The organism is Nonomuraea glycinis, assembly GCF_014646515.1.
GTDB lineage: Bacteria > Actinomycetota > Actinomycetes > Streptosporangiales > Streptosporangiaceae > Nonomuraea > Nonomuraea glycinis.
Window position 1 is genome coordinate 38,841 of sequence record NZ_BMNK01000017.1, and the last position, 24,884, is coordinate 63,724.

Annotated in this window: 27 protein-coding genes; 14 read left to right on the forward strand and 13 right to left on the reverse strand. The window is 72.1% G+C overall.

Features of this window, described 5'->3' with window-relative positions; translation table 11 throughout:
* Nucleotides 1–37: 37 nt before the first annotated feature.
* From IEY87_RS35480 to IEY87_RS35490, 3 genes are all read left to right on the forward strand, one after another.
* The gene (locus tag IEY87_RS35480) at nt 38–751 is read left to right on the forward strand and encodes an ABC transporter ATP-binding protein (RefSeq protein ID WP_189143212.1); all 714 of its coding nucleotides are present in this window, start codon (nt 38–40) and stop codon (nt 749–751) included.
* A complete protein-coding gene (locus IEY87_RS35485) occupies nt 748–1,479 on the forward strand; it encodes an ABC transporter permease subunit (protein ID WP_189143213.1) in 732 nt (243 codons plus the stop codon). The genes IEY87_RS35480 and IEY87_RS35485 overlap by 4 nt, the downstream gene beginning before the upstream one ends.
* 188 nt (nt 1,480–1,667) lie before the next feature.
* Complete coding sequence (locus IEY87_RS35490) at nt 1,668–2,075, forward strand: sensor histidine kinase (protein ID WP_189143214.1); 408 nt, start codon at nt 1,668–1,670, stop codon at nt 2,073–2,075.
* Here the strand turns inward: IEY87_RS35490 and map are convergent.
* Entirely contained in the window at nt 2,062–2,910 is an 849-nt protein-coding gene (gene map / locus IEY87_RS35495) for a type I methionyl aminopeptidase (protein WP_189143215.1), read from the reverse strand. The two genes, IEY87_RS35490 and map, sit on opposite strands and share 14 nt — an antisense overlap.
* 32 nt (nt 2,911–2,942) lie before the next feature.
* On the opposite strand from map, the gene IEY87_RS35500 reads away from it, so the two are divergent.
* Nucleotides 2,943–3,119: a hypothetical protein gene (locus tag IEY87_RS35500; protein WP_189143216.1), complete on the forward strand. Its 177-nt coding sequence runs from the start codon at nt 2,943–2,945 to the stop codon at nt 3,117–3,119.
* 94 nt (nt 3,120–3,213) lie between these two features.
* Here IEY87_RS35500 and IEY87_RS35505 read toward each other — a convergent pair whose 3' ends face one another.
* Complete coding sequence (locus tag IEY87_RS35505) at nt 3,214–3,858, reverse strand: cyclase family protein (RefSeq protein ID WP_189143217.1); 645 nt, start codon at nt 3,856–3,858, stop codon at nt 3,214–3,216.
* Between the two features lie 96 nt (nt 3,859–3,954).
* Between IEY87_RS35505 and IEY87_RS35510 the strand changes: the two genes are divergently transcribed.
* A complete protein-coding gene (locus IEY87_RS35510) occupies nt 3,955–4,908 on the forward strand; it encodes a LysR family transcriptional regulator (RefSeq protein WP_189143218.1) in 954 nt (317 codons plus the stop codon).
* Nucleotides 4,909–4,952: 44 nt separating this feature from the next.
* Here IEY87_RS35510 and IEY87_RS35515 read toward each other — a convergent pair whose 3' ends face one another.
* Nucleotides 4,953–5,531, reverse strand: coding sequence for a hypothetical protein (locus IEY87_RS35515; protein ID WP_189143219.1), 579 nt, complete (start codon nt 5,529–5,531; stop codon nt 4,953–4,955).
* A 185-nt stretch (nt 5,532–5,716) separates the two neighbouring features.
* On the opposite strand from IEY87_RS35515, the gene IEY87_RS35520 reads away from it, so the two are divergent.
* Both IEY87_RS35520 and npdG read left to right on the forward strand, forming a co-directional pair.
* On the forward strand, nt 5,717–6,859 hold the full coding sequence (locus IEY87_RS35520) for a lipase family protein (protein WP_189143220.1): 1,143 nt from the start codon (nt 5,717–5,719) through the stop codon (nt 6,857–6,859).
* Between the two features lie 74 nt (nt 6,860–6,933).
* Entirely contained in the window at nt 6,934–7,587 is a 654-nt protein-coding gene (gene npdG, locus IEY87_RS35525; protein WP_189143221.1) for an NADPH-dependent F420 reductase, read from the forward strand.
* Between the two features lie 11 nt (nt 7,588–7,598).
* Here npdG and IEY87_RS35530 read toward each other — a convergent pair whose 3' ends face one another.
* From IEY87_RS35530 to IEY87_RS35555, 6 genes are all read right to left on the reverse strand, one after another.
* A complete protein-coding gene (locus IEY87_RS35530) occupies nt 7,599–8,204 on the reverse strand; it encodes a response regulator transcription factor (protein WP_189143222.1) in 606 nt (201 codons plus the stop codon).
* 76 nt (nt 8,205–8,280) lie between these two features.
* A complete protein-coding gene (locus IEY87_RS35535; RefSeq protein ID WP_189143223.1) occupies nt 8,281–9,363 on the reverse strand; it encodes a sensor histidine kinase in 1,083 nt (360 codons plus the stop codon).
* Nucleotides 9,364–9,370: 7 nt separating this feature from the next.
* Nucleotides 9,371–10,090 carry an ABC transporter permease gene (locus IEY87_RS35540; RefSeq protein ID WP_189143224.1) on the reverse strand — a complete coding sequence of 240 codons (720 nt, stop codon included), beginning with the start codon at nt 10,088–10,090 and terminating at the stop codon, nt 9,371–9,373.
* Nucleotides 10,087–10,974 carry an ABC transporter ATP-binding protein gene (locus tag IEY87_RS35545; protein WP_189143225.1) on the reverse strand — a complete coding sequence of 296 codons (888 nt, stop codon included), beginning with the start codon at nt 10,972–10,974 and terminating at the stop codon, nt 10,087–10,089. Before IEY87_RS35545 ends, IEY87_RS35540 begins: the two co-directional genes overlap by 4 nt.
* Nucleotides 10,975–11,019: 45 nt before the next feature.
* Nucleotides 11,020–11,703: an alpha/beta hydrolase family protein gene (locus IEY87_RS35550; RefSeq protein ID WP_189143226.1), complete on the reverse strand. Its 684-nt coding sequence runs from the start codon at nt 11,701–11,703 to the stop codon at nt 11,020–11,022.
* Nucleotides 11,704–11,822: 119 nt separating this feature from the next.
* The gene (locus IEY87_RS35555) at nt 11,823–13,259 is read right to left on the reverse strand and encodes an aminotransferase-like domain-containing protein (protein WP_189143227.1); all 1,437 of its coding nucleotides are present in this window, start codon (nt 13,257–13,259) and stop codon (nt 11,823–11,825) included.
* A gap of 60 nt (nt 13,260–13,319) precedes the next feature.
* On the opposite strand from IEY87_RS35555, the gene IEY87_RS35560 reads away from it, so the two are divergent.
* Both IEY87_RS35560 and IEY87_RS35565 read left to right on the forward strand, forming a co-directional pair.
* The gene (locus IEY87_RS35560; RefSeq protein WP_189143228.1) at nt 13,320–14,492 is read left to right on the forward strand and encodes a trans-sulfuration enzyme family protein; all 1,173 of its coding nucleotides are present in this window, start codon (nt 13,320–13,322) and stop codon (nt 14,490–14,492) included.
* Nucleotides 14,493–14,534: 42 nt separating this feature from the next.
* Nucleotides 14,535–15,485 (forward strand): threonine/serine dehydratase, encoded by a 951-nt coding sequence (locus tag IEY87_RS35565; protein ID WP_189143381.1) that lies wholly within the window; start codon nt 14,535–14,537, stop codon nt 15,483–15,485.
* Nucleotides 15,486–15,528: 43 nt separating this feature from the next.
* Here the strand turns inward: IEY87_RS35565 and panB are convergent, their stop codons facing one another.
* Nucleotides 15,529–16,374 carry a 3-methyl-2-oxobutanoate hydroxymethyltransferase gene (panB, locus tag IEY87_RS35570; RefSeq protein ID WP_189143229.1) on the reverse strand — a complete coding sequence of 282 codons (846 nt, stop codon included), beginning with the start codon at nt 16,372–16,374 and terminating at the stop codon, nt 15,529–15,531.
* A 135-nt stretch (nt 16,375–16,509) separates the two neighbouring features.
* Between panB and IEY87_RS35575 the strand changes: the two genes are divergently transcribed.
* From IEY87_RS35575 to IEY87_RS35585, 3 genes are all read left to right on the forward strand, one after another.
* Entirely contained in the window at nt 16,510–17,733 is a 1,224-nt protein-coding gene (locus tag IEY87_RS35575) for an MFS transporter (protein WP_189143230.1), read from the forward strand.
* 102 nt (nt 17,734–17,835) lie between these two features.
* On the forward strand, nt 17,836–19,386 hold the full coding sequence (locus IEY87_RS35580; RefSeq protein WP_189143231.1) for an MFS transporter: 1,551 nt from the start codon (nt 17,836–17,838) through the stop codon (nt 19,384–19,386).
* Between the two features lie 7 nt (nt 19,387–19,393).
* Nucleotides 19,394–19,999: a TetR/AcrR family transcriptional regulator gene (locus tag IEY87_RS35585; RefSeq protein ID WP_189143232.1), complete on the forward strand. Its 606-nt coding sequence runs from the start codon at nt 19,394–19,396 to the stop codon at nt 19,997–19,999.
* A 103-nt stretch (nt 20,000–20,102) separates the two neighbouring features.
* On the opposite strand, the gene IEY87_RS35590 is transcribed toward IEY87_RS35585, so the two are convergent.
* Nucleotides 20,103–20,582: an NUDIX domain-containing protein gene (locus IEY87_RS35590; RefSeq protein ID WP_225277979.1), complete on the reverse strand. Its 480-nt coding sequence runs from the start codon at nt 20,580–20,582 to the stop codon at nt 20,103–20,105.
* Nucleotides 20,583–20,738: 156 nt separating this feature from the next.
* Here IEY87_RS35590 and IEY87_RS35595 point away from each other — a divergent pair, with 156 nt between their 5' ends.
* Together IEY87_RS35595 and IEY87_RS35600 are read left to right on the forward strand one after the other, a co-directional pair.
* Entirely contained in the window at nt 20,739–21,026 is a 288-nt protein-coding gene (locus IEY87_RS35595) for a type II toxin-antitoxin system VapB family antitoxin (protein ID WP_225277978.1), read from the forward strand.
* Nucleotides 21,023–21,424 carry a type II toxin-antitoxin system VapC family toxin gene (locus IEY87_RS35600; protein ID WP_189143233.1) on the forward strand — a complete coding sequence of 134 codons (402 nt, stop codon included), beginning with the start codon at nt 21,023–21,025 and terminating at the stop codon, nt 21,422–21,424. The genes IEY87_RS35595 and IEY87_RS35600 overlap by 4 nt, the downstream gene beginning before the upstream one ends.
* A gap of 22 nt (nt 21,425–21,446) precedes the next feature.
* Here the strand turns inward: IEY87_RS35600 and IEY87_RS35605 are convergent, their stop codons facing one another.
* Nucleotides 21,447–23,219 (reverse strand): NAD+ synthase, encoded by a 1,773-nt coding sequence (locus IEY87_RS35605; RefSeq protein WP_189143234.1) that lies wholly within the window; start codon nt 23,217–23,219, stop codon nt 21,447–21,449.
* A gap of 54 nt (nt 23,220–23,273) precedes the next feature.
* Nucleotides 23,274–24,758, reverse strand: a complete 1,485-nt coding sequence (locus tag IEY87_RS35610) for a BTAD domain-containing putative transcriptional regulator (RefSeq protein ID WP_189143235.1) — start codon at nt 24,756–24,758, stop codon at nt 23,274–23,276.
* Between the last annotated feature and the right edge of the window lie 126 nt (nt 24,759–24,884).

Genomic DNA, 24,884 nt, shown 5'->3' on the forward strand with positions numbered 1-24,884 from the left:
CGATGCCGCCCGGGCCCGCGTCCGATGGACTGGACACATGATCGAGTTCAGTCATGTCAGCAAGACCTACCGGGGTGTACGGGCGCTCGACGACGTGTCCTTCACCGTCGAACCGGGGTGCGTCACCGGTTTCCTCGGCCCCAACGGCGCGGGGAAGTCGACGGCCCTGCGCGTCCTGTCCGGCCTGTCCCGCCCCACCGCCGGCTCGGCCACCGTCCTCGGCCGGCCGTACGCCGAGCTGGACTGCCCCGCCTACCACGTCGGCTCGCTGCTCGACGCGGGCGCCCAGCACCCCGGCCGCACCGGGCGGGAGGTCCTCACCCTGGGCGCGATGGTGCTCGGCCTGCCCAGGTCGCGGGTCGGGGAGGTGCTCGACCGGGTCGGCCTGACGGGCAAGGAGAGCCGGCGGCGGATAGCCGGCTACTCGCTCGGGATGCGGCAGCGGCTCGGCATCGGGCACGCGCTCCTCGGCCGCCCCAGGGTGCTCATCCTGGACGAGCCCGCCAACGGCCTGGACCCGCAGGGCATCCGGTGGATGCGCGGGCTGCTGCGCGAGATGGCCGCCGCGGGCTGCTCGGTGCTGCTCAGCTCGCACCTGCTGCACGAGGTGGAGCAGGTCGCCGACCGCATCGTGATGATCGGCCGCGGCCGGGTGCTCACCGAGGGCACGGTCGCCGAGCTCAACCAGGGCCGCAGCCTCGAACAGACCTTCCTCGAACTCACCGCCGACGCCGATCGGAGCGCGGCATGAGCACGATCCCGTTCCGCCGCCTGGTGGCGGTGGAGACCCGCAAGCTCTTCGACACGCGCAGCGGCCAGGTCATGGCCGTGATCCTGATCGTCCTGACGGTCGCCTTGATCGCCGGTCGGGGCCTGACGGCCGGTCCGCGGCTCGGCATGCTGATCGGCACGGCCGGGATCGGGTTCGGGACGCTGCTGCCCGTGCTCGGCATCCTCACGGTGACCGGCGAGTGGAGCCACCGCACCGCCCTGACCACGTTCACCCTCGAACCGCGCCGCTCGCGGGTGCTGCTGGCCAAGTGCCTGCCGCCGCTGCTGGTGACGGTGGCCGCCTGCCTGTTCGCGATCCTGGTGGCGGTGCCGGTGACGGCCGTCGTCGCCGGCGTCCGGGAGGCGCCGGCCGACTGGGCGGTCGATCCGCGCGCGCTGCTGGGCTGGACCGCGGGGTGCGTGCTGGTGGTCGCGATGGGGCTCGCGCTGGGCTTGCTGCTCCAGAACGCGCCGGCCGCGATCGTGATCTGCCTGTCGTCCACGATGGCCTGGAGCGCCATCGGCCGCCTCGGCGCCACCGGCGAGACCCTGGCCGCATGGCTCGACCTGGGCACCACCACCGCGCCGCTGACGGCCGGCGCCCTGACCGGCGATCAAGCCGCCCGGCTGGCCGTGTCGGTGCTCTGCTGGATCATCGTCCCGATGGTGGCGGGCGTCGTACGCGCCATCCGAAAAGACGTGGCCTGAGCATGCCATAACCGTACGGGCATGGCCTCCTATCTTCGATCTATACGCTTCTGGCATGGCGGGTAACCTTTCCCCATGAGGCAGCCGGGGGGTCGCCTGCCGTCCGATCGGCGGGGATAAGCGTCACATGTGGAGCCGGTCATGTGCAGACCGGCGCCTGCTCGGGCCTCAGGAAGGCGGAGTTCGGGTTGACGAAAGACACACGTATGCGCGAGGGGGAGAGCCTGGCCGAGGCGCTCGAAGCCTGCCTGTCCGACTGGTCGCAGCGGACCGGGATCACCGTCGAGGTCTGGGCGCTGCCCACCGCCGACGTGTCGCCGAGCACCGCCGGGGGAGTGCTCGCGGCGATGAGAGAGGCCCTGGCCAACGTCGAGTCGCACAGTGGCGCCGCCGCCGTGTCGATCGCCGTGACCGTGGGCGCCGGTGGCCTGCGCATGACGGTCAGCGATCACGGCCAGGGATTCGACACCGCGAAGGCGGCCCGGGGCATCGCCCGTATGCGGGCCGCTTTCGCGGAACTCGGTGGCACTCTGACGGTCAACAGCGTGCGCGGGGAGGGCACGACGGTGACGGGTGTGCTGCCTAGGCGAGGGTGAGGATCTCGCTGCCCGTCTCGGTGACCACGATCGTGTGCTCGAACTGGGCCGTGCGCTTGCGGTCCTTGGTCACGGCGGTCCACTGGTCGGGCCAGATGTCGTAGTCGATCGTGCCGAGCGTCAGCATGGGCTCGATGGTGAACGTCATGTTGGGCACCAGCTCCACCCGCAGGGAGGGGTCGTCGTAGTGCGGCACCATCAGGCCGGAATGGAAGCTCGTGCCGATGCCGTGGCCGGTGAAGTCGCGCACCACGCCGTAGCCGAACCTCTTGGCGTACGCCTCGATGACCCGGCCGACCACGTTGAGCTGGCGGCCGGGGACCACCGCCTTGATCGCCCGCATCGTCGCCTCGCGGGTGCGCTCCACCAGCAGCCGGGACTCCTCGTCGACCTCGCCCACCAGGAAGGTGGCGTCGGTGTCGCCGTGCACGCCACCGATGTAGGCGGTGATGTCGACGTTGACGATGTCGCCGTCGCGCAGCACGGTGTCGTCGGGGATGCCGTGGCAGATCACCTCGTTGATCGAGGTGCACAGCGATTTGGGATAGCCCTTGTAGCCCAGGGTGCTCGGGTAGGCGCCGTGGTCGACGAGGAAGTCATGGCCGATCCGGTCGAGCTCGTCGGTGGTGACGCCGGGGCGCACGTGCCTGCCGACCTCTTCGAGGGCCTGCGCGGCGATCCGGCCGGCCACGCGCATGCGCTCGATCGTCTCGGGGGTCTTGATGTCGGACTCGTCGATTTTGGGGCGCTTCTTGCCGACGTACTCCGGCCGCTCGATCTGGGCGGGGACCTTTCGCATGGGCGAAATTCGGCCGGGCTGGAGCAGTGTCGTCATGAAACACGAGTCTACGGGGCAGAATCGATGACGTGAGCGATGGCCAATGGTGGTTCTGCCTCAAGCACATGCGCGTCGAGCCCGACCGGGGCTGCCCTGACAAGGACCGGATGGGCCCCTATGCGAGCGAGCAGGAGGCGGCCGGCGCCTTGCAGCGCGCGGCCGACCGTAACAAGGCGTGGGATGAGGCGGACCTGGACGACGACTGACCGCCGAAGTCGCCAGGAGAGGTGACAGACGCGGTAAACCTGCGTGATCAGTCCGGCCCGGGGCCGAGGCTTTCCGGCTGCCGTCGCTTTCTGGCTAGGGCAGCACGGCGTAGGCGCGTACCGGGAAGGTGCCCAGGCCGGCGATCATCGGTGGCGCGGCGTGGAACCGGAATCCCTCGTCGGGCAGTGCCGACAGGCCCGTCAGATGCTCCACCAGCACGATGCCCGCCTTCAGCAGCAGCGTGTGCGCCGGCCGCTCGCCTCGGTGCGGGGTGTCGTCGATGTTCAGGGAGTCGATCCCGACCAGCGCGGCACCCTGCTCGGCCAGCCACGCCGCCGACTCCGGGGCGAGGTAGGGGTGCTCGTCGGCGTACTTCTCGGTGCCGAAGTGGAGGTCCCAGCCGGTCTGGATGAGCACGGCGCGGCCGCGTACGTCCAAGTTCTCACTGAGCCGGACCTCGCGCGTGCCCTCGGCCCGCACCACCAGGCCGGGCAGGTCGGCGAGCCTGCTCGCCGGCACCTGTGACAGGTCCGGGCCGTCGGGGTAGCGGTGATGGGGAGTGTCGAGGTAGGTGCCGGTGTTGGCGGCCAGCGCGATCGTGCCGAGGTGGAACTCGGTGCCGGGCGCGTACACCTCGCGGGAGTCCTCACGGCTGAGGTGCACGCCGAGCCGTGGCCCAGGGATCCCCGGGTAGGTGACCATGCCTTCGGCGATGCGATGGCTGAGCTCGACGATCATGTGCCCTCTTCGATCGGGGGAGGCGGCCACGCCGACCCGTTGCCGGCGTGCGAAGCGCGAATAACCATCGCGGAAGGTCAGCGTAAGCTCGGCCGCATGGATATCGACCCCCGCCGGTTACGAATCCTCCACGAAGTGGCGCGCCGGGGCGGCGTCATGCGGGCGGCCGAGGCACTCTACCTCACCTCCTCGGCGGTCTCCCAGCAGCTCGCCCAGCTGGAGCGGGAGGTGGGGCTGGCGCTCATCGACCGCTCCCAGCGCCGGGTCTCGCTCACCCCTGCGGGCCGCGTCCTGGCCGGCTACGCCGAGCGCGTCGAGGACGAGCTGGCCGAGGCCAGGCGCGAGCTCACCCGCTTCACCGAACGGCTGGCGGGCCCGGTCCGCATCGCGGCCTTCGCCACGGTGATCCATCACATCCTGGTCCCGGCCATGCGGGAGCTCGCCGACAGCCACCCCAAGATCATCCCCTCCATCCACGAGGTGTACGGCCCGCCCGCCCTGCAGGAGCTCAGGCACGGCGTCGTGGACGTGCTGATCACCGAGCGGGACATGAGCCTGCCGCAGCCCGCCCAGCCCTCACTGACCGCCCGCGCCCTCTTCGTGGACGAGTACCGCATCGTGGTGCCGCCCGGATGGCCCGAGCCGAAGGGGTTCGCCGACCTGGCCGACGTGCCGTGGGTGGCCAGCGAGCCCGGCAAGGCCTGCGGTCAGGCGCTGGACCGGCTCGCCGCGCTGCACGGCTTCGAGCCGCGCAAGGTGCACGTGATCGGCGAGTTCGGGCCCACGCTGGCGCTGGTGGCGGCGGGTCACGGGGTGGCGATCGTGCCGACGCTGGCCCTGCTGGACGTGCCCGAGGGCGAGGTACGGGTCAGCGACCTCGGGGACGTGGGGGCGCGCCGGATCGACGTGGTCACCCGGGTGAGCCGTACCAGGTCGGGGGAGCCGGACCCGGTGCAGGCGATCGTCATCGGCATCGTCGAGGCCGCCACCGCCAGGCTGGACGCCACCCTCCGCGGCCATCTGCGCACCGCTGAGCCGCAGGAGAGCTGAGCCATTCGGCCACCTGAGCACCGCTGAGCCGCAGGAGAGCTGAGCTATTCGGCCACCCGCGGGCCGCTGACCCGGTCGAGCAGGCGGGCCAGCCGCTCGCGCAGGCCGGGGCGCTGCGGGATCTCACCCGCGGCCGCGCTCACCAGGTGCTGGGCGCCGTCGAAGCTGACCGGGCCGTTCGCCGGGATGGCGATGGCGTCGTGCGCCAGGCCGGACAGCTCCCGGTCGGCGCCTTCGAGGGCCAGGATGGTGGCGCCGGTGCGGCGGGCGTCGTCGACGCGTTCGAGGAGGGGGACCGGCGCCTTCTGCTCCGCCACCACGAACAGGGTCTCGCCTCGCCGGGTCCGCCGGATGCGGTCGAGGCCGACCCGCAGGTGCGGGGGCGCGCCGGCCGAGGGCGCCCAGCGCACCAGGGTGGGGGCGAGCTGCGGCAGGTCCGCCAGGCGGGCCTCGTCGGCGAGATGGGCGGTCAGGTGCCACGGCTCCTCGTCGGGGGTGCCGACCAGCAGCAGGCCGCCAGGGGAGCGGGTGGTGCGCAGGGCGCGGCCGAGCTCGCGGGTGCGCTCGACCCAGCCGGTCTCGGCGAGGAGATCGCGTAGGTAGGCCACCGATCCTGAGTCCATGAACCCATGGTGCACGACATGCGCCGGCTGGTAACCGGTTTCCTCCCGGATTCGGGCGTCACATGTCTGACAATCCATCTCGTTATACCGTCATTCGGGCTCTTGACAGCTGGTTACCAGGGGGTAACGATCGGTTTCGCGGCGCCGCCGTCCCGTGAGCGCATCCCTCAAGAGAGACGGCACACATGAAGTTTCGTGTCCGCGTCAGCGTGTCCGCGATCCTGCTCCTGATCATCTCCCTCGTCGCCGCCCCCGCACGCGCCGCCACGGCGGGCGAGGTGGTCTCCGCCGCGCCCACCACCGTCTACCTGCTGCCCGGCCGGCTGCTGGAGGTGCCGGTCAACGCCTGGCACCTGGTCTACCGCTCCACCTCCGCGACCGGCTCGCTCAACGCCGTGTCCGGCACCCTCCTGGTGCCCAAGGCGCGCTATCCCCTGGGCACCCGGCCCATCGTCGGCTACGCCACCGGCACCCACGGCCTGGGCGACCAGTGCGCGCCGTCGGCGAGCATGCGCGCCGGCCGCGAGGCCGAGCTCGCCCTGATCAGCCTGTTCCTGCTCAAGGGCTTCGCCGTCGCCGTGACCGACTACGAGGGCCTCGGCACCCCCGGCACGCACACCTACATGGCGGGCGTCTCCCAGGGCCACGCCGTGCTCGACTCGATCAGGGCCGCCAGCCGCGTCTCCGGCGCGGGCCTGTCGAACCGGGCCCCGGTGGCCGTGATGGGCTACTCGCAGGGCGGCGCGTCCGCCGGCTGGGCCGCCCAGCTCCAGCCCTCCTACGCCCCGGACCTCCGGCTCAAGGGCGTCGCCGCCGGCGGCGTCCCCGCCGACCTGCACGCGGTGGCCGACCACCTGGACGGCACCGCCGGATTCGGCCTGGCCGCCGCCGCGGGCATCGGACTCGACGCCGCCTACCCGGAGCTCGACCTCGAGGCCGACCTCAACGACCGGGGCCGTGCCCTGCTGGCCGACGCCGCCGACGACTGCGTGGGCGACCTGGACAAGCTGGCCGGCCTCCGCTTCGCCGACCTCAGCACCGTCGACCTGCTCAATCAGCCCAAGTGGCTGGCCCGCCTCGCCGAGAACCGGCTCGGCTCGACGCCGCCCCGGGCGCCGATGTTCCTCTACCACGCGCGCGGCGACGAGACCATCCCGCACGCGGTCGGCGCCGCCCTGCGCACGCAGTACTGCGCCGCCGGTGTGAACGCCCGATGGGCGTCCCTGTCGGCGAACAGCCACGTGCTCGGCGCCGTCCAGGGCGGCCCCCTGGCCGTCGAGTGGCTGGCCCTGCGCCTGTACGGGCTGCCCGCCTTCGGCAACTGCTGACCAGTGCTCATACCGGGTCCGCTCCGGCGGGCCCGGCGGAGCCCGCCGGAGGCGAAGCTGGCATGATCTGGCTTATGACTGACGTGAGCGGACTTTCCATCGGCATTCTCGGCGGCACCGGTGACCAGGGCAAAGGGCTGGCGCGACGGTTCGCCATGGCCGGGTTGCGGGTGGTGATCGGGTCACGCAGCGCCGAGCGGGCGGGCGAGGCGGCCGACTCCATCGGGGCGGGCGCGAGCGGTGCCACCAACTCCGAGGTCGCCGCCGGCTGCGACATCGTGATCGTGGCGGTGCCGTACGACGGGCACAAGGCGCTGCTGGAGTCGCTGACCACGGAGCTGGCCGGCAAGATCGTGGTCGACTGCGTGAACCCGCTCGCGTTCGACAAGCAGGGCGCCTACGCGCTGCCCGTGGCGGAGGGGAGCGCCGCCCAGCAGGCGGCGGCGGTGCTGCCGGACAGCCGGGTGGTCGCGGCCTTCCACCACGTGTCCGCCGTGCTGCTGATGGATCCGGCCGTGGAGAAGGTGGACCTGGACGTCCTGGTGCTCGGCGACGACCGCGAGGCGACCGACACGGTGCGGGCCCTGGCGGACGTCATCCCCGGCGTGCGCGGCGTCTACGGCGGCCGGCTGCGCAACGCCTTCCAGGTGGAGGCGCTGACCGCCAACATGATCTCCATCAACCGTCGCTACAAGGCACACGCCGGCCTGCGCATCACCGACGTCTGACGGCCGTTTCGTCAGAGCCAGCCCGCGTCCTCGGCGATGCGGATGGCGTCGATCTTGTTCCGGGCGCCGGTCTTGGTGATCGCGGCCGTCAGATAGTTGCGCACGGTGCCGGGCGACAGGTGCAGGCGGGAGGCGGTCTCCTCCGCGGAGGAGCCTCTTGCCGCCTCCTTCAGCACGCTCGACTCGCGCGGCGTCAGCGGGCTCTCGCCGTACTCCATCGCCGAGGACACCAGCTCGGCGTCCAGCACGCGCAGGCCCGCCGCGGTGCGCCTGATGGCGTCCGCCAGCTGGTCGCCGGGCGCGTCCTTGACCAGGAACGCCTCGATGCCGGCCGCGAGCGCGCGCCGCACCTGACCCGGCTGCCCCAGCGCCGTGAGCACCAGGACCCGGCACGACGGCAGCCGCTCACGCAGCGAGGCGGCGGCGGTGATGCCGTCCACGACCGGCAGGTCGATGTCCAGGACCGCCACGTCGGGGCGGGCCGCCAGCGCGGCGGGCACGATCTCGTCACCCCGCGTGACCTCGGCGACCACGTCGAGATCCGGCTCCAGCCGCAGCAGAGCCGTGAGAGCGGCCCGGATCATGTGCATGTCCTCCGCGAGCAGCACCCTGATCATGCTGTACGACCGCCGTCCGGTCTCATGCGCGGACCTCCGCCGTCCACCTCCGTGCCGGTACGACCACCGTCCGGTCTCATGCCGGGACCTCCACGGCCAGCAGGAAGCCGGTCCCGTCGGGGGTGGCGGTGAGGGTGCCGCCGGCCTGGCCCGCGCGCTCGGCCAGGCTGGTGAGGCCGCCGCCGGCCGGGGCGCGCTCACCGGTGACGCCGTCGTTGGCCACCTCCAGGCGCAGCCGTCCCGCGTCCGCCGACGTGGTGATCGTGCACGTGGTGGCCAGGCTGTGCCGCAGGACGTTGGTGACCGCCTCACGCACCGCCCAGGCCAGCGTCTCGTCCGAGCGTTTCGGCAGCCGGGCGTCGGTGAGGTGGGCCTGGCAGCTCACACCGGACGACTCCAGCAGCGCCACGGCCCGGTTCACCTCGCCGGACAGCGTCAGCTCGCGGTAGCCGCGCGCCACCTGCCGTACGTCCTGGGCCGCCTCCCTGGCCACCTTGACCAGCTCGGCCACCTCGCCCCGGGCCACGTCCGGGTCGCGATCCAGCAGCCGGGAGGCCAGGTCGCCCTTGAGCGCGATGGCGGTGAGACTACGGCCCAGGCCGTCGTGCAGGTCGCGGGAGATGCGCAGCCGCTCCTTGAGCACCGCCGCCTCCGCCAGCTCGGCCCTGGCCTCCTCAAGGTCGGCGGAGACGCGGACGAGGCGGACCAGCGCGTAGGTCAGCGCGCCGGTGATGGGCACCGAGGAGGCGTAGAAGAGCGTGATCACTATGGCGGGCAGGCCGACGAACAGGGCCACGCCCTCGTAGGCGACCATCAGGGCCACCGCGGCGGCGCCCCAGCGCAGCGGCAGCAGCACCAGCACCGCTCCGGCCAGCATGGGCGCGGCCAGCGCGGAGTAGCCGGTGGGCAGCAGGAAGTCGGGCAGGTAGGTGACGACGGCCTGCCCTATCAGGGTGAGCGGGAACAGCGGGGGCCGCTCACCTCGCAGCCCGGCCCGCATGTTCAGGTAGTGCAGCGAGACGACCCCGAGCATCGCGAGGCAGGCCACCAGGCCGTACATCGGGCCCATGAAGACGTAGACCAGCCCCGGCAGCGAATAGGTGATGGCCACGCCGGTGATGAGGCCGGTCGCCAGGCGCCGTGCGAAGGTGGAGGTCACGGCTCGATTATGACCGTCGGGGTTCCCACCGGAACCACAGCCTCAGGGCCACGGCGCCGATCATCGCCCAGGCGGCGAGGTTCAGGACGGGCCGGAGCACGGCGCCGGTGGAGACGGCGTCCACCACGGCCGCGGTCGGCAGCAGGTCCAGCGCGGTCCGTACGAACGAAGGCAGCGGGATCGGTCCCATCGCGCCCGCGCCGACCCCGGCCATCAGGAAGATGGGCATGGTGTAGGCGGCGGCCAGCTCGGCGCGCGGGATCGCGGCCGTGTAGGCGGCGCCGAGCAGGGCCAGCACGGCGGAGCCCGCGACGATGGCGGCGCCGAACAGCAGCGGGTCCGGCGGGAACGGCACGTCGGCGAGGAACCGCACGGCCACCATGGACAGCAGGATCAGGCCCACGGTCTGCGTCACCGTGCTGGCGATCTGGCCGGCCAGGATCTGCGCGTCGGTCAGCCGGGTGGTGCGCAGCCGCTTGAGCACCAGTTGGTCGCGGCGGCTCGTCAGGGCGACGACGATGTTCATGAACGCGGTGATCGCCAGCAGGACGGCCAGCATGCCGTGGAAGAGCTGGGCGACCTCGGCGATCTGGCCGGGCCGGACGTTGCGCATGAGCACCGGCAGCCCGACGGCCAGCCCCACGGGGGTGACGACCGAGGCGAACAGCATGGTGCGGTCCCGCCAGAACAGGCGGGTGCCGAGCCGGTAGGTGGCGGCGACGCTCATCGGGCGCTCCTGGTCAGGTCGAGGAAGAGGTCTTCGAGGGTGGCCGCGCGGACCTCCAGGCCCGTCAGCCGCAGGCCGCGCCCGGCGGCCCAGGTCAGCAGCGTCTGCGCGGCCAGGTCCGGGTCGTCGGCCCGGCAGACGGCGATCTCGCCCTCCAACGTGACCGGCAGTGGCAGGTCCGCCGGGCGCACGCCTTCGGGCAGCCGGAACGCCACCCGGCCGCCGCGGGCGGCGAGCGTCTCCGCCATCCCACCGGCCGCGACGATCTCGCCCTCGTCCAGGATCGCCATCGAGGCGGCCAGTCGCTGCGCCTCCTCCAGGTAGTGCGTGGTGAGCAGGATCGTGGTGCCCTGCGCGGCCAGGCCGCGCACCACCTCCCAGGTGTCACGGCGCCCCTCGGCGTCCATGCCGGTGGTCGGCTCGTCCAGGAAGAGCACGTCCGGGCCGCCCAGCAGGGCCAGCGCCAGATCGAGGCGCCGCTTCTCGCCGCCGGAGAGCTGGCGCACCTTCGTGCCCGCCTTCGCGGCCAGACCGGCCAGCTCCAGCGCCTCCCCGCGCGGGCGGGGCGCGGCGGTGAAGTCGCGCCACGTGTCGACGGTCTGCGCCACGGTCAGGTCGGGGAAGAAGCCGGCCTCCTGCAGCATGATGCCGCTCCGCTCCCGTACGGCGGCGCGATCGGCGACCGGGTCGAGGTCGTGCACCCGTACGGTCCCGCCGTCGGGCCGCTGGAAGCCCCCGAGCAGTTCCACCGCCGTGGTCTTGCCCGCGCCGTTCCTGCCGAGCAGCGCGAAGATCTCACCGGCGGGCACCTCGAACGAGATGCCCTTCAAGGCGGCGAAGTCTCCGTAGCTCTTCCTGAGGTCGTGGACCCGAATCGCTGTCATGCCTGCGACTATGTCGGCGGCGCGCTCCGGACGGCAGTGAAGAATTCACGACTTCCGCGACAGTTTCCGCAGGGCGTCGGTAACCCCCTCGGGATCCACGATCTGGTGCAGATGCCTCCCGGGCGTGCGCAGCACCGGCCAGCCGCGCCGCCGCGCCTCCTCGGCCACCGTGTCGTACGGCGGGCCGTACCAGAGGAACGAGCATCTGACGGCGTCCCAGCCGGCGGGCACCGGGATCGGCTCGGTGTAGAAGCCGAGCGGCAGCCGCGGCTGCTCCGCCACGACCCGCTCCCGCACGGCCGCGTCGGCGGGGAACATGGGCGCGACGTCCTCCTCGCCCCACCAGTCCGTCCAGCGCGGCAGCACCCCGTCCGGGCCGGCCAGCTCGCGCAGGAACGGCAGGAAGGCCTCCTGCCCGGCCCGCACCAGCCCGCTCGCCGGTGGCAGGTGCGCGTCGGCGAACACGCACGCCACCACCCGCTCGCCCAGCCCCTCTTTGACCACCGGCAGGAACAGCCCCGCGTTGCTGTGCGCGACCAGCACCAGGGGCGTCTCGGGCGCGGCCGCGCGCACCGCCTCCACCACCCTCGGCCAGAAGGGGCCGCCGCCGGCCGTCACCCCGGTCAGGTCGGGCACCACGGCCGCGTGCCCCCTGCGCTCCAGCGCCGCCGCCACCGGCGCCCACGTCGCCGGCCCCACGCTGGGACTGTGTACGAGCACGAACGTCATACGCCCAACTCTGCCGCACCCCGCGCCCGCCCCACGGCCATGTCAGCTCACGGCAGAGCGGCGCGCCTTTCCCACCCCGCACAGGGGTCCTTGCCCGCCTCGTCCAGGCGTCAGGCGGATCAGACGATGAGGGTGTGGCGGGAGGCGGGGCGTTCGGTCCCGTCGTAGGCCCGCCAGGCGGCGGCCAGCGCGCGTACCGCCTGCGAGAGCTCGGCCCGGGGGAGCAGGAAGTGCAGCCGCAGGTGGTCCTCATGGCCGCCGAGCGGGTCGAACGACCTGCCGGGCGGCACCGCGACCCCATGCCGCAGCGCCACCTGCGCGAAGGAGCCGGCCTCGCCGCGCGGCAGCCGTACCCAGATCGTCTGACCGCCCTGGGCGGGCTCGAACGACCACGACGGCAGGTGGGCGCGCAACTCGGCGCACAGGTGGTCGTGGCGGGCGCGCAGCGTGCGTACGCGCGCCCGCCGGATGTCCTCCAGCCGCGCCAGCAGCGCGGCGGCGGCGAGTTGGCCGACCACCTCACCGCCCAGATCGTGTACGGCGCGCAGCCGGGCCAGCCGGGAGATCAGCGGCGCGGAGGCGCGGATCCAGCCGATCCGCAGCCCGCCCCACACCGCCTTGCTCAGCGAGGAGATCGTGATGACCTGCTCGCCACGGGCGTAGGCGGCGACGGGAGCGGGGGTCCGGCCGTCGAAGCACAGCTCGGCGCAGACCTCGTCCTCGATCAGCGGCACGTCGTGCTCGGCGGCGAACGCGGCCAGGCGCCTGCGGGTGCCCGCGTCCATGACCGAGCCGGTGGGGTTGCGCGCGGTCGGCACCGTGTAGACCAGCGTGGGCCGCTCACGCGGCGCGGCGGCCAGGCCGGGCGGGTCCACGGTCATGGGGCGGACGACCGCGGCGGCGTGCCGGAACACCTCGATCGCCCCCGGGTACGTCGGCGACTCGGTCAGCACCGTGTCGCCGGGCGACACCAGCAGACCGGCGAGCAGCGTGAGCGCCTGCTGCGCGCCGGTCGTCACGATGATCTCCCGCGTGGTCGTGGGCAGGCCGCGGTCACAGTAGTAGGCGGCCACGGCCGCGAGCAGCGCCGGGTTCCCGGCGGGCTGGTAGCCCAGATCGCGCATGCCGGGCAGGTGTTCGATCGCCTCCGCGTACGCCTGGGCGAGCTCGGGCGGCGGCTCGTCCGGCGCGGCGCAGGTCAGCAGCCGCACCCCGTCCGGGGGATGCAGGATGTGCAGGAGCAGCGGGTTGGCCTCGACCCCGTCGGTGCTGCGGGTGGCGGGCAGGTCCAGCGCGGCCACCCGGGTGCCGCTGCCCTGGCGGCGCACCACGCGGCCCTGCTGCTGCAGCAGGTCGTAGGCGGCCACCACGGTGCCCCGGCCGACCGCCAGCCGCCCGGCCAGCGTCCGGTCCGGCGGCAGCGGGAGGCCGGGAGGCAGCACGCCGTCGTCGATGAGGGCCCGCAGCCGGGCGGCGAGCAGCAGGTAGAGCGGCCCGCGACCGGACGCCCAGCGGCCCAGCCGGTCGACCACGTCATCGGCATTGGCCTCATTCATGAACCAATTTTGCCTGATTGGATCTGCTTTAGGTCCGCTTTCACGGACATTCTTACTGTTATGACCGATTACCGCCCCGAGACGAGGGCTGTCCACCTGCCTCAGCCGATCATCGAGGGCAGCCGCCCGATCGCCGTGCCCATCTATCAGACCTCCGGCTTCGTCTTCGACGACCCCGAGGTGATGGCGAACGCGATGGGCAGCCCGGACGGCCCGTTCGTCTACGGCAGATACACCAACCCCACCGTCCGCTCCCTCGAACAGGCGATCTCCGGCCTGGAGGGCGGCAGTGGCGCCATCGCCACCGGATCCGGCATGGGCGCCGTCAACATCGTGCTGCTCGGCCTGCTCAAGCCGGGCGACCACTTCATCGCGCAGCAGGCCCTGTACGGCGGGACCGCCGCCATGATCAACGAGCTGGCCGGCCGGTTCGGCGTCACCGTCAGCTACGTGCCCGAGGACGACCCTGCCGCCCTGCGCGCCGCGGTGCGCCCCGAGACCAGGCTCGTCTACCTGGAGACCATCGCCAACCCGATGTGCCAGGTCGCCGACCTGCCGGGGATGTTCGCGGTGGCGCGCGAGCTCGGCCTCGTCTCGGTGGTGGACAACACCTTCGCCACGCCCATGCTCTGCCGCCCGATCGAGCACGGCGCCGACATCGTCATCCACTCCACCACCAAGTATCTGTCCGGGCACACCGACGTCGTCGGCGGCATGGCCGTCTTCGCCGACGACGCGCTCTACAAGAAGGTGTGGCACTTCGCCATCAGCCTCGGCGCGTCGGCGGACCCGTTCGCCGCCTGGCTCACCCTGCGCGGCCTGCAGACGCTGCCGCTGCGGATGGAGCGGCACTGCGCCAACGCCCGGCTGCTCGCCACCCGCCTCGCCGACCACCCCGCGGTGGCGGCCGTGCACTGGCCCGGCCTGCCGACGCACCCGTCGTACGAGCTCGCGGGCAAACTGCTGCCGGACTTCGGCGGCGTGTTCGCCTTCGACCTGGCCGGCGGGCGCGCGGCGGGGGAGAAGTTCATGAGTTCGGTACGGCTGGCGCTGCTGGCTCCCTCGCTGGGCGGTGTCGAGACGCTCATCCTGCAGCCGGCCACCACCTCGCACCGCGCGCTGAGCGCCGCCGAGCTGGCCAAGCACGGGATCAGCGAGGGTACGGTGCGGGTCGCCGTCGGCATCGAGCACGCCGAGGACCTGTGGGCCGACTTCGAACAGGCGCTGGCGTAGGACTGAGGGAGCCCGAGCGGACGATCGAAGGAGCAATTGGTGATGACGGTGTCATACGAGGACGTGGTGAGTGCGGCCGAGCGCATCGGCGGGCACGTGCTGCGCACACCCGTGCTCGAAAGCGCACCGGGGCGGTTTCTCAAGCTGGAGCAGCTCCAGCACTCGGGATCGTTCAAAGTGCGGGGGGCGTTCAACCGCATCCTGTCGGCGGGGGAGCTCCCGGAAGCCGGTGTGATCGCGGCCAGCGGCGGTAACCATGGGCTCGCCGTCGCCTACGCCGCCCGCGCGCTCGGCGTCCGGGCGGAGATCTTCGTGCCGGAGGTGACGAGCCCGGTGAAGCTGGCCGGGCTGCGCGCGCTCGGCGCCCAGGTCACCCAGACCGGGACCATCTACTCCGAGGCGGCGGAGGCGGCGGCCAAACGCGCGGCCGAGACGGGCGCGCTCAAGGTGCACGCCTACGACCAGCCGGAGGTGGTGGCGGGTCAGGGCACCACCGGGCTGGAGTTGATGGCCCAGACGGGCGGCGTGGACACCATCGTCGTGGCGGTCGGCGGCGGCGGCTTCGCGGCCGGCGTGGCGGTGGGCTCCGGCATCCTCGGCGGCCCGTCGGGCACCGCCGGGCGGCCCAAGCTCGTCGCTGTGGAGCCTGAGCGGATCCCGACGCTGCACGAGGCGCTCAAGGCCGGTGAGCCGGTGCCCGTCGAGGTGGGCGGGATCGCGGCCGACGCGCTCGGCGCCACCCAGCTCGGCGACCTGGCCTACGGCATCCTCTCCCGGGCCGGCGCGCAGAGCGTGCTCGTCACGGACGACGCCATCGTGGCAGCGCGCCGTACCCTCTGGGAGGAGCACCACCTGGTCGCCGAGTACGCGGGCGCGACCGCGTACGCGGCGCTGCTGGCAGGTGTGTACGTCCCCGAGCCCGGCGAGCGGGTCGCGGTGCTGGTCTGCGGCGCCAACACCGACCCCGCCACCCTGGCCCACGGCCGGGGCTAGCCCTCACTCCGGCCTCCCTTGAGCGGGGAGGCCGGGGCGGAGGTCAGCGGTAGGTGTGTTCGGGGGCGGGGAAGGCGCCGCTGATCACGTCGTCGGCGAAGGCGCGGGCGGCGCGGTCCAGGTCGCCGGCCAGGTCGGCGTACTGCTTGACGAAGGCGGCCGGGCGCGGCGTGAGGCCCATGAGGTCCTGCCAGACCAGCACCTGGGCGTCCGTGCCGGGGCCCGCGCCGATGCCGACGGTGGGGATGGTCAGCGACGTGGTCACCCGTGCGGCCAGGTCGGCGGGCACGCATTCGAGGACCACGGAGAAGGCGCCGGCCCGCTCCAGGTCCTTGGCGTCGGCCATGAGCTCCTCGCCGTCCTCGCCGCGCCCCTGGACGCGGTAGCCGCCGAGCACGTTGACCGACTGCGGCGTCAGCCCGAGGTGCGCCATCACCGGGACACCCGCCGACACCAGGGCTTCGACCTGGGGCAGGATGCGCCGCCCGCCCTCCAGCTTGACCGCGTGGGCGCCCGCTTCCTTCATGAAGCGGGCCGCCGACTCCAGCGCCTGCCCCGGCGAGGACTGGTAGGAGCCGAACGGCAGGTCGGCCACCACGAGGGCGCGCGAGGAGCCGCGCACCACGGCCGCGGTCAGCGACAGCAGCTCGTCGACGGTGACGGGCAGCGTGGAGTCGTGGCCGTAGACGACCATCGCGGCCGAGTCGCCCACCAGCAGGACCGGGATGCCCGCCTGGTCGAACGCGCGGGCCGTCATCGCGTCGTAGGCGGTGACCATGGGCCACCGCTCTCCGCGCTGCTTGGCCGCGGCGAGGTCGCGCACGGTGACGCGGCGACCGGAGACGCCGCCGTACAGGGTCGATGAAGACATTGAGGTCGATGAAGACATTGAGACAGCCTCCAGAAACGTCTCGAGGCGCCCCAGCGGCGTCCCCGGACTCCTCCCGATGATGCCACGGCGGAAAACGGGTGGCGAAAGTGTCGGTGCGGGTTGCCACAATAGGCAAGGAGGTAAGCAATAAAAATGGCTATCGAACCTTACCGGCGTCTGTTCCGGCTCCCTGGTGTCGGCGTGCTGCTGGTGGTCGGCGTGCTGGCCCGCGTCCCCGTCACGGCGATCGGGATGGCGCTGACGCTGCACGCCGTCGAGTCCCTCGACCTCGGTTACGTCATGGCCGGGCTGGTCACGATGGCGAGCACGATCGGCCTGGCCGTCGGAGCCCCGCTGTCGGGACGGTTCGTCGACCGTTACGGCCTGCGCCCGGTCCTGGCCGTCACCACGGCGGCGCAGGCCGTGTTCTGGGCGACCGCCTGGGCGCTGCCGTTCCCCGCGCTGGTCGCCGCGGCGGCGGTGGCAGGGCTGCTGGGGCTGCCGGTGTTCAGCGTGATCAGGCAGTGCCTGGCCGCCATGGTGCCGCTGGAGCAGCGCCGCACGGCCTTCTCGCTCGACTCGATGTTCGTCGAGCTCTCCTACATGACGGGGCCGGCGCTGGCGGTGTTCGGGATGATCACGTTCGGCAGCGGGCCGACGATGGCCGTCATCGCGATCGGGCTGACCGGGTCCGGCCTGGCGCTGCTGCTGCTCAACCCGCCGGTCAGGTCGGCAGCGGAGCTGGCGGCGCCCGGGGCGAAGGTGTCGCGGCGGCAGTGGCTCACGCCCGGCCTGCTCGCGCTGCTCGGCACCGTGGCCGCCGCCACCTTCGTGCTCACCGCCACCGAGCTCGCGATGGTCGCCACCATGCAGACCTCGGGGCAGACCGGGTGGATCGGGCTGGCCGTCGGCATCTGGTGCGGCTTCTCCCTGGCCGGCGGTTTCATCTACGGCGGGTTGTCGCGCGGGTTCTCGCCGCTGGTGCTCGTCGCGAGCATGGCCCTGCTCACCGTGCCCGTGGGGCTGTTGTCGGGCCAGTGGTGGTGGCTGGTGCTGGCGCTGCTGCCGTCGGGCCTGCTGTGCGCCCCGGCGCTGTCGTCCACCGTCGAGGCGCTCAGCGGCAAGGTGCCCGCCGGGGCCAGGGGAGAGGCCATGGGCCTGCACGGCACCGCCCTGCTGATCGGCGGGGCCTCGTCCGCGCCCATCGCCGGCGCGATCATCGACGCCCACGGGGCCGGCTGGGCGTTCGCCGTGGCGGGGCTGATCGGGATCGCGATCGTGCTGGTCGCGCTGCCGTTCTGGCGTCGCCCGCCGCGGCCGCCCGCCGCGGTGGTCAGTGACGATCCGAAGCCGCGCGAGACGCTGGCGGCCCGCTGAGCGAGTGTGACCCACATTACGAAACGGGACCGTTGCGTATCGAAATACCTTGCGATACGGTTGCGTAGCGAAACTTGATCGTATCGAAATTGAGGTGCCGCATTGAACCCCAACACAGGGCATCCACGCCGCTGGGCGATCCTCGGCGTGCTGGTGTTCAGCCTGCTGGCGGTCGTGCTCGACAACACGATTCTGAACGTGGCGATGAAGACCATCGCCGACCCGGACCTCGGGCTGGGGGCGACCCAGAGCGAGCTTGAGTGGGCGATCAACTCCTACACCCTGGTGTTCGCCGGACTGCTGTTCACTTTCGGCGTGATCGGCGACCGCACCGGCCGTAAGCGCATGCTCTTCATCGGCATGGTGCTGTTCGGCCTGGCCTCACTGGCCAGCGCCTACGCGCAGGATCCGACCCAGTTGATCCTGGCCAGGGCGGCGATGGGCATCGGCGGCGCGGCGATCATGCCCGCGACGCTGGCCATCATCTCCAACGTCTTCCCGCCCGGCGAGCGGGGCAAGGCCATCGGGTTCTGGGCGGGCGGCGTGGGTCTGGCCGTCGCGATCGGGCCGATCACCGGCGGCCTGCTGCTCGAGTATTTCTGGTGGGGCTCGGTCTTCCTGATCAACGTGCCGATCGTGCTGATCAGCGTGGTGCTCATCGCGACCATCGTGCCCGAGTCGCGCGACCCCAAGCCGTCGAAGCTCGACCCCATCGGCGTGCTGCTGTCCATCGTCGGCCTGGTCGCCGTCGTCTACGGCATCATCAGGGGCGGCGAGCTGGGCAGCTTCGGCTCCGCCGAAGTGCTGGTGCCCACGCTGTTCGGGGTGGCCGTGCTCGCGGTGTTCGTCTGGTGGGAGCGGCGCATCGACAACCCCGTCTTCGACGTCCGCTACTTCAGCAACGTCCGGTTCAGCTCGGCCATCGGCATGATGGGCATCGTCTTCTTCGCCATGATGGGCGCGATGTTCTTCCTGACCTTCTACCTGCAGATCGTGCTGGACTTCAGCGCGGTGCAGGCGGGGGCGCTACTGATCCCGTTCGCCGCGGCGCAGCTCATCTTCTCGCCGCTCAGCCAGCGGGTGAACGAGCGGTTCGGGGCCAAGCTGTCGGCCACGGTCAGCCTGACGGTGATCGCGCTGGTGCTGGGCAGCTACGCCTTGCTCGACCAGAACACCCCGATCGTGGTGCTGGAGATCATCTTCTTCGTGCAGGGCGCGGCCATGGCCAACATCATGCCGCCGGCCACCACGGCCATCATGGAGGCGCTGCCCAGCGAGAAGGCCGGCGTCGGCTCGGCCATGAGCAACACCGTCCGGCAGGTCGCCGGGGCGCTCGGCGTCGCCGTGCTCGGCTCGGTGCTGTCGTCCACCTACCGGGGTGAGATCGCGCCGTCCCTGCAGGGCCTGCCGGCCGCCGCCCAGCACGTGGGCGGTGAGTCGATCATGGGGACCGTCGAGGTCGCCAGGGCGCTCGGCGAGCGCGGGGAGGCCATCATGCAGCCCGCCTACGCGGCGTTCCTGCACGGCATGCACGTCACCGCGCTGGTGTCGGCCGCCATCGCGCTGGTCGGTGTCGCGGTCGTCGCCAGGTGGATGCCCGGTAAGCCGCCTTCGGTGGTGGAGACGGAGCAGAAAGAACCAGCGGTAGTGTGAGACCGCGATGACCACCCAGCAACCGGTGACGGCCCGTCCGGCAGGCCGTCCACGCAGCGAGAAGGCCGAGCGCGCGATCATCGAGGCGACCCTCGACCTGATCGCCGAGGGCATGGGCGTCTCCGAGCTGTCCATCGAGGCCATCGCGTCGAGGGCGGGCGTCGGCAAGACGACCATCTACCGGCGCTGGTCCAACAAGGAGGACCTCGTCGTCGACGCGCTCGCCACGCTCAAGGCGCCGCTTCCGCCGCTCGCCGGAGAGTCGGTGCGCGACGACCTGATCGCCCTGATGGACGTGATGCGCCGGGAGTCGGGCAACAGCACCCGAGCCCGGTGCGTGATGAACGTCGCGATGAGCGAGGCCGACCGCAACCCGCGGCTCACCGAGCGCTTCTTCAAGCGGGCGATAGAGCCGCGGCGGACGGCCATGCGCGAGACGATCGCGCGCGGCGTCGCCACCGGCGAGCTCAAGTCCGACCTGGACGTGGAGATGGGGATGGCGCTGCTGTCGGGCGCCATGCTCTGGTACGGAAAGTGGGGTCCCGCCGGCGAGCTGCCGGCGGACCTGGCCGAGCGCCTCGTCGACCAGGTCCTCGCCGGCCTGGCCGCCTGAGCCCGCCCGGCGGACTCGGACCGGGTCCGGCGCCCGCCGGGCGGGCGCGGGCCGGGTCCCGCCAGGCGGGCCGGGTCCCGGCAGCGCCAGGCGGGCGGCGGTCTCAGACGACTTTGCCCAGGATCGGCCGGCCGTGTTCCAGGTAGACGGTCTCGCCCAGGTCGCGGGCGAGGGCGGCGGCCTTGACCCGGCGGGCGAGCCGGTCGATCAGCATCTCGTCCAGCTCGTCCACCGGGTGGAAGTCGTAGGCGCTGAGCTCGTGGTCGGCGAACGTGATCCGCGCGAGCGTCTCCGGCCCGAGCACGTCGCCGTCGAACACGAACAGGATCAGGTCGCCCTTGGCCGGATGCGGCGCCCAGTCGGCCACGAGCAGCCGCCCGATCGGCGGCCGGATGCCGAGCTCCTCCCGCACCTCGCGCACGCACGCCTGGTAGGGCGTCTCGCCCGGCTCGACGAACCCGCCGGGAATGTCCATGTCCGGCTTGTACGTGGGCCGCACCAGCATCACGCGGTCCCCCTCGTCGAAGAACAGGGCTCCGGCGGCGGCGCGAGCCAGGGCGGACGGCGCATCGTGATCGCTCACTCTCTGACGGTACGTGAGCGATGGCCAAGGACCAGTGAACAGAAGGTGACAAGCCACCCTTCTCGGGGCAACCGACCACACCTTTGGGCAGGGAGATCTGCTGGCCCTGTCGGCTGAGCGGCAGGGCCTTCCTCTATGCCTGAACCAGAAGGTAGAATGGTTCCCTGGCTGGGTAGAAAGGTGGACATTGTGAGTCTGAACATCAAGAATCCTGAGACGCACAGGCTCGTTCAGGAGCTTGCGAGCCTGACCGGGGAGAGCCAGACGGCAGCCGTGACGGCCGCCGTCCGCGAACGACTCGAACGGGTCCGGCACCTTCGAAGCGCCGGCTTGGCGGACCGGCTGCTCGCCATCGGCAGGGACACGGCTCCACGCCTGGTCGAGCCATTCCGTTCCGCTGACCATGGAGAGCTTCTCTACGATGAGAACGGACTTCCCCGATGATCATTGACACCTCGGCGATCATCGCCATCCTTCGCTCTGAACCGGATGCGCTCACCTTTGCCGAGGCCATCGCGGACGCCGGCGTCCGTCGCATGTCCGCCGCCAACTTTCTGGAAGCGGCGGTCGTCATCGACGGGAGCCGTGATCCGATCGCCAGCCGTCGCTTCGACGAGCTCATCAGCACCGCTGAGATCGCCGTGGTCCCGGTCACGGAGGTCCAGGCCCGCATGGCCCGCGCCGCCTATCGCGACTTCGGCAAGGGCAGCGGTCATCCCGCTGGGCTCAACTTCGGCGACTGCTTCGCCTACGCTCTCGCCCAGGAGTCTCAGGAGTCCTTGCTGTTCAAGGGCAAGGACTTCATCCACACGGATGTGCGCGCCGCCCTCGACTCCGAGTGAGCCCTCGGGCTGCTAGGGGCTGCTAGGGGGCCGTCTCGCGCCAGCGGTTGGTGATGGGCAGGCGGCGGTCCCGGCCGAAGTTCTTGGGGGTGATCTTCGGGCCCGGCGGATACTGCCGGCGCTTGTACTCGGCCCGGTCCACCAGGCCGATCACCCGCGTCACCAGCTCAGGATCGTGCCCGGCGGCGATGAGCTCGCGCGAGCCCATGTCCTTCTCCACGTAGTCGTCGAGCAGCCGGTCCAGCACCTCGTAGGGCGGCAGTGAGTCGGTGTCGCGCTGGTCGGGGCGCAGCTCGGCGCTCGGCTCCTTGGTGATGGAATTCTCCGGGATCGGCCGCTCCGCCTCCAGCAGGAACATCGGATCGGTGTGCGCGTTCCGCCAGCGGGACAGCTCCCACACCATGATCTTCGGCACGTCCTTGATGGGCGCGAAGCCGCCGGCGGAGTCGCCGTAGAGGGTGGAGTAGCCGGTCGCCAGCTCGCTCTTGTTGCCGGTGGTGAGCACCAGATGGCCGTGCTCGTTGGACAGCCCCATGAGGATCATGCCGCGTACCCTCGCCTGGAGGTTCTCGGCCGCGAGGCCGGACAGGCCGACCTCCTTCTCGAAGGCGGTGACGATGTCGGCGATCGGCACCACCTGGGAGGTCAGCCCCTGCCTGCGGACCAGCTCTTCGGCGTCGGCCAGGGAGTGCGCGGAGGAATAGCGCGAGGGCATCAGCACGACGTGCACCCGGGACGGGCCGATGGCGTCGGCGGCGATGGTCGCGGTGAGCGCCGAGTCGATGCCGCCGGACAGCCCCAGGATCACCGACCGGAAGCCGTTCTTCGCGACGTAGTCGCGGACCGCGAGCACCAGCGCCGCGTAGACCTCGGCCTGCGTGCTCAGCGGCTCGGCCACGCGCGCGGGCTCCGGCGGGTACGGCGCGACGGGGTCCTGCGACAGCACGAGCCGTTCGACGGTGATGGTGGACCCGTCGCCCGCGTCGTACGGGAACGTCCCTGTCGCGGCGGTGGAGACCGGCAGGTCGAGGTCGGCGACGAGCAGCTCCTCCCGGAACTGGGCGGCTCGCGCGACCAGCTCGCCCGAGGCGTCCACCACGAGGGAGTCGCCGTCGAAGACCAGCTCGTCCTGCCCGCTGACCTGGTTGACGTAGACGAGCGCGCACCCGGCCTCGCGCGCCCTGCGCGCGCACAGCTCCAGCCGGACGTCGTCCTTCTCCTTCTCGTACGGCGAAGCGTTCGGCACGACGAGCAGCCCCGCGCCCGCCTGGCCTACGACGGAGACCGGGCCGCCCTCCTGCCAGAGGTCCTCGCAGACCGCGATCGCCACGTCCACCCCGTGCAGCCGGAAGATCGGCAGCCGGTCGCCGCGGACGAAGTAGCGGTATTCATCGAAGACGCCGTAGTTGGGCAGGTGGTGCTTGGCGGTGCGGGTGACCACCCGGCCCTGGTGGAGCACGGCGGCGGCGTCGAGCGGGGCGCCCTTGGGCTGGCCGACCCGGGGGGCGCGGTTGGCCCGGTCGACGTAGCCGACGACCACGGGCAGCTCGCCGAGTCCTTCGCGCTGGAGCCTGACGGCCACCTCGTCGAGGGCCGCGATGCTCGCGTCCACGAACGAGGTGCGCAGCACCAGGTCTTCCACGGGATAGCCGGTGAGGAACATCTCGGTGAACACCACGAGGTGCGCGCCGCGCTCGGCGGCCGCACGCGTCCAGGTGATCAGGCGGTCGGCGTTGCCGGCCAGGTCGCCAACGGTCGGGTTCGTCTGTGCCAGGGCAATGCGCAGTTGTGCCACGAGAAACAGCCTAGTACGTACCCGTTTTTATCGTCAAAGCGACGAAAAGGGGCTTCATCTCGTGGCGACGGTTCCGGGCGTCACCAGCCCGGACTCGTAGGCGGCCACCACGAGCTGCGCCCGGCCGAACAGGCCGAGGTGGTCGAGCAGGGACCGCACCGCCTCGGTCACCTGCGGCTCGGGCAGGGACAGGGTCTGTCCGATCTGCCGGTTCGTCAGCCCGCGCGCCACCAGTTTCAGCAGGTCGAGCCGGGCGTCCGAGAGCCCGGCCAGGGCCGGCGGCGACTCCGGGTCCGTACGCCCGGAGAAGCCGGAGATCAGGCGGGTGGTGACGGCCGGGTCGATGAGCGCGTCCCCGGCCGCGGCGGCCCTGATCGCGGCCACGAGCTGCTCGGGGGGCGAGGTCTTGAGCACGAAACCGCTGACGCCCGCGCGCAGGGCCGCGTACAGGTTCTCGTCGCTGCCGAAGGTGGTCATCATGATCACTTTCGGCGGGTCCTCGTCGGCCAGGATGCGGCGCGCGGCGGCCAGGCCGTCCAGGTGCGGCATCTGGATGTCGAGCAGCACCACGTCCGGCCGGGCGGTGCGGACCGCCGCGATGGCCTCCTCGCCGTTGGCCACCTCCCCGGCCGGCTCCAGGCCCGGCTCGGCGCTCAGCACGACCTGCAGCCCGGCCCGTACCAGCGCCTGGTCGTCGGCCACCAGCACCCGCAACGGCCGGCCGGCGGGGGCGTCGGGCTCGCCCGGCCGGGGCGGGGCGGCGCCCGGCTCGGCCGGCCGGGGCAGGGCGGGCGGCTCCGGTACCCGCTGGGCCAGCATGTCGCTCTCCAGGCGGCGCAGCGCGTCCGTCAGGTCCAGCCCGAGCTCGTCCCGCCAGGCGGTCCGGGCCCGCCGCAGCGCGCCGAGCGCGTCGCCCTGCCGTCCCGTCCGGTAGAGCGCCAGGGCCAGCAGCCGCCAGGCCTCCTCCCGCAGCGGATGACCGGCGGCGTGCGCCTCCAGGTCGGCCACCACCGCGGTGGCCCTGCCCATGGCCAGGCCCGCGTCCGCCCGGCGCTCCACCGCGATCAGCCGCAGCTCCTCCAGCCTGGCCGCCTCCGTCGCGGCCCAGTGCAACTCGGCGAACTCCGCCAGCGCGGGTCCCCGCCAGAGCGCCAGCGCGCTCTCCATGGCCGCCCACACCTCGGGCGCCGGCCCGTCGGTCTTGACCAGGCTCTGGAACCACCACGAGTCCACCTGCTCGGGCAGCGCGCGCAGGGCGTACCCGGGGGAGGCCGAGACCAGCACGGTGGCCTCCTCGCGCGGCGCCCGGTCGGGTTCGAGCGCGCGGCGCAGCCGGGAGACGTACCCCTGGATGGTCGACAGCGCCTGCGCCGGCGGGTTGCCCGGCCACAGCTCGTCGATGAGCGTGCTCACCGGGACGGCGTGGCCGCCGGCGACCAGCAGGCGGGCGAGCACCGCCCGCTGACGCTGGCCGCCGAGGTCGAGAGGGTCGCCGTCGGTCCAGGCCTGGAACGGTCCTAAAGCAGTGAAGGTCAACATCGTAGGCGTAAGCGTAGAGCCCATTCGATGTCCTGGTAAATGGGCACTTATCCAGGGGTTGCTTTCTCCGGGGGCCGGTCCGCGACGGCTTCTCCAAGGGTCGGTCCGCGACGGCTTCGCCGGCGG

Bases quoted from the DNA above. Each gene is read 5' to 3' on its own strand.
- IEY87_RS35480 (WP_189143212.1), top strand. From the start codon at position 38: ATGATCGAGTTCAGTCATGTCAGCAAGACCTACCGGGGTGTACGGGCG.
- IEY87_RS35485 (WP_189143213.1), top strand. From the start codon at position 748: ATGAGCACGATCCCGTTCCGCCGCCTGGTGGCGGTGGAGACCCGCAAG.
- map (WP_189143215.1), bottom strand. From the start codon at position 2,910: ATGACGACACTGCTCCAGCCCGGCCGAATTTCGCCCATGCGAAAGGTC.
- IEY87_RS35505 (WP_189143217.1), bottom strand. From the start codon at position 3,858: ATGATCGTCGAGCTCAGCCATCGCATCGCCGAAGGCATGGTCACCTAC.
- IEY87_RS35510 (WP_189143218.1), top strand. From the start codon at position 3,955: ATGGATATCGACCCCCGCCGGTTACGAATCCTCCACGAAGTGGCGCGC.
- IEY87_RS35515 (WP_189143219.1), bottom strand. From the start codon at position 5,531: ATGGACTCAGGATCGGTGGCCTACCTACGCGATCTCCTCGCCGAGACC.
- IEY87_RS35520 (WP_189143220.1), top strand. From the start codon at position 5,717: ATGAAGTTTCGTGTCCGCGTCAGCGTGTCCGCGATCCTGCTCCTGATC.
- npdG (WP_189143221.1), top strand. From the start codon at position 6,934: ATGACTGACGTGAGCGGACTTTCCATCGGCATTCTCGGCGGCACCGGT.
- IEY87_RS35530 (WP_189143222.1), bottom strand. From the start codon at position 8,204: ATGATCAGGGTGCTGCTCGCGGAGGACATGCACATGATCCGGGCCGCT.
- IEY87_RS35540 (WP_189143224.1), bottom strand. From the start codon at position 10,090: ATGAGCGTCGCCGCCACCTACCGGCTCGGCACCCGCCTGTTCTGGCGG.
- IEY87_RS35545 (WP_189143225.1), bottom strand. From the start codon at position 10,974: ATGACAGCGATTCGGGTCCACGACCTCAGGAAGAGCTACGGAGACTTC.
- IEY87_RS35550 (WP_189143226.1), bottom strand. From the start codon at position 11,703: ATGACGTTCGTGCTCGTACACAGTCCCAGCGTGGGGCCGGCGACGTGG.
- IEY87_RS35555 (WP_189143227.1), bottom strand. From the start codon at position 13,259: ATGAATGAGGCCAATGCCGATGACGTGGTCGACCGGCTGGGCCGCTGG.
- IEY87_RS35560 (WP_189143228.1), top strand. From the start codon at position 13,320: ATGACCGATTACCGCCCCGAGACGAGGGCTGTCCACCTGCCTCAGCCG.
- IEY87_RS35565 (WP_189143381.1), top strand. From the start codon at position 14,535: ATGACGGTGTCATACGAGGACGTGGTGAGTGCGGCCGAGCGCATCGGC.
- panB (WP_189143229.1), bottom strand. From the start codon at position 16,374: ATGTCTTCATCGACCTCAATGTCTTCATCGACCCTGTACGGCGGCGTC.
- IEY87_RS35575 (WP_189143230.1), top strand. From the start codon at position 16,510: ATGGCTATCGAACCTTACCGGCGTCTGTTCCGGCTCCCTGGTGTCGGC.
- IEY87_RS35585 (WP_189143232.1), top strand. From the start codon at position 19,394: ATGACCACCCAGCAACCGGTGACGGCCCGTCCGGCAGGCCGTCCACGC.
- IEY87_RS35595 (WP_225277978.1), top strand. From the start codon at position 20,739: ATGGTTCCCTGGCTGGGTAGAAAGGTGGACATTGTGAGTCTGAACATC.
- IEY87_RS35600 (WP_189143233.1), top strand. From the start codon at position 21,023: ATGATCATTGACACCTCGGCGATCATCGCCATCCTTCGCTCTGAACCG.
- IEY87_RS35610 (WP_189143235.1), bottom strand. From the start codon at position 24,758: ATGTTGACCTTCACTGCTTTAGGACCGTTCCAGGCCTGGACCGACGGC.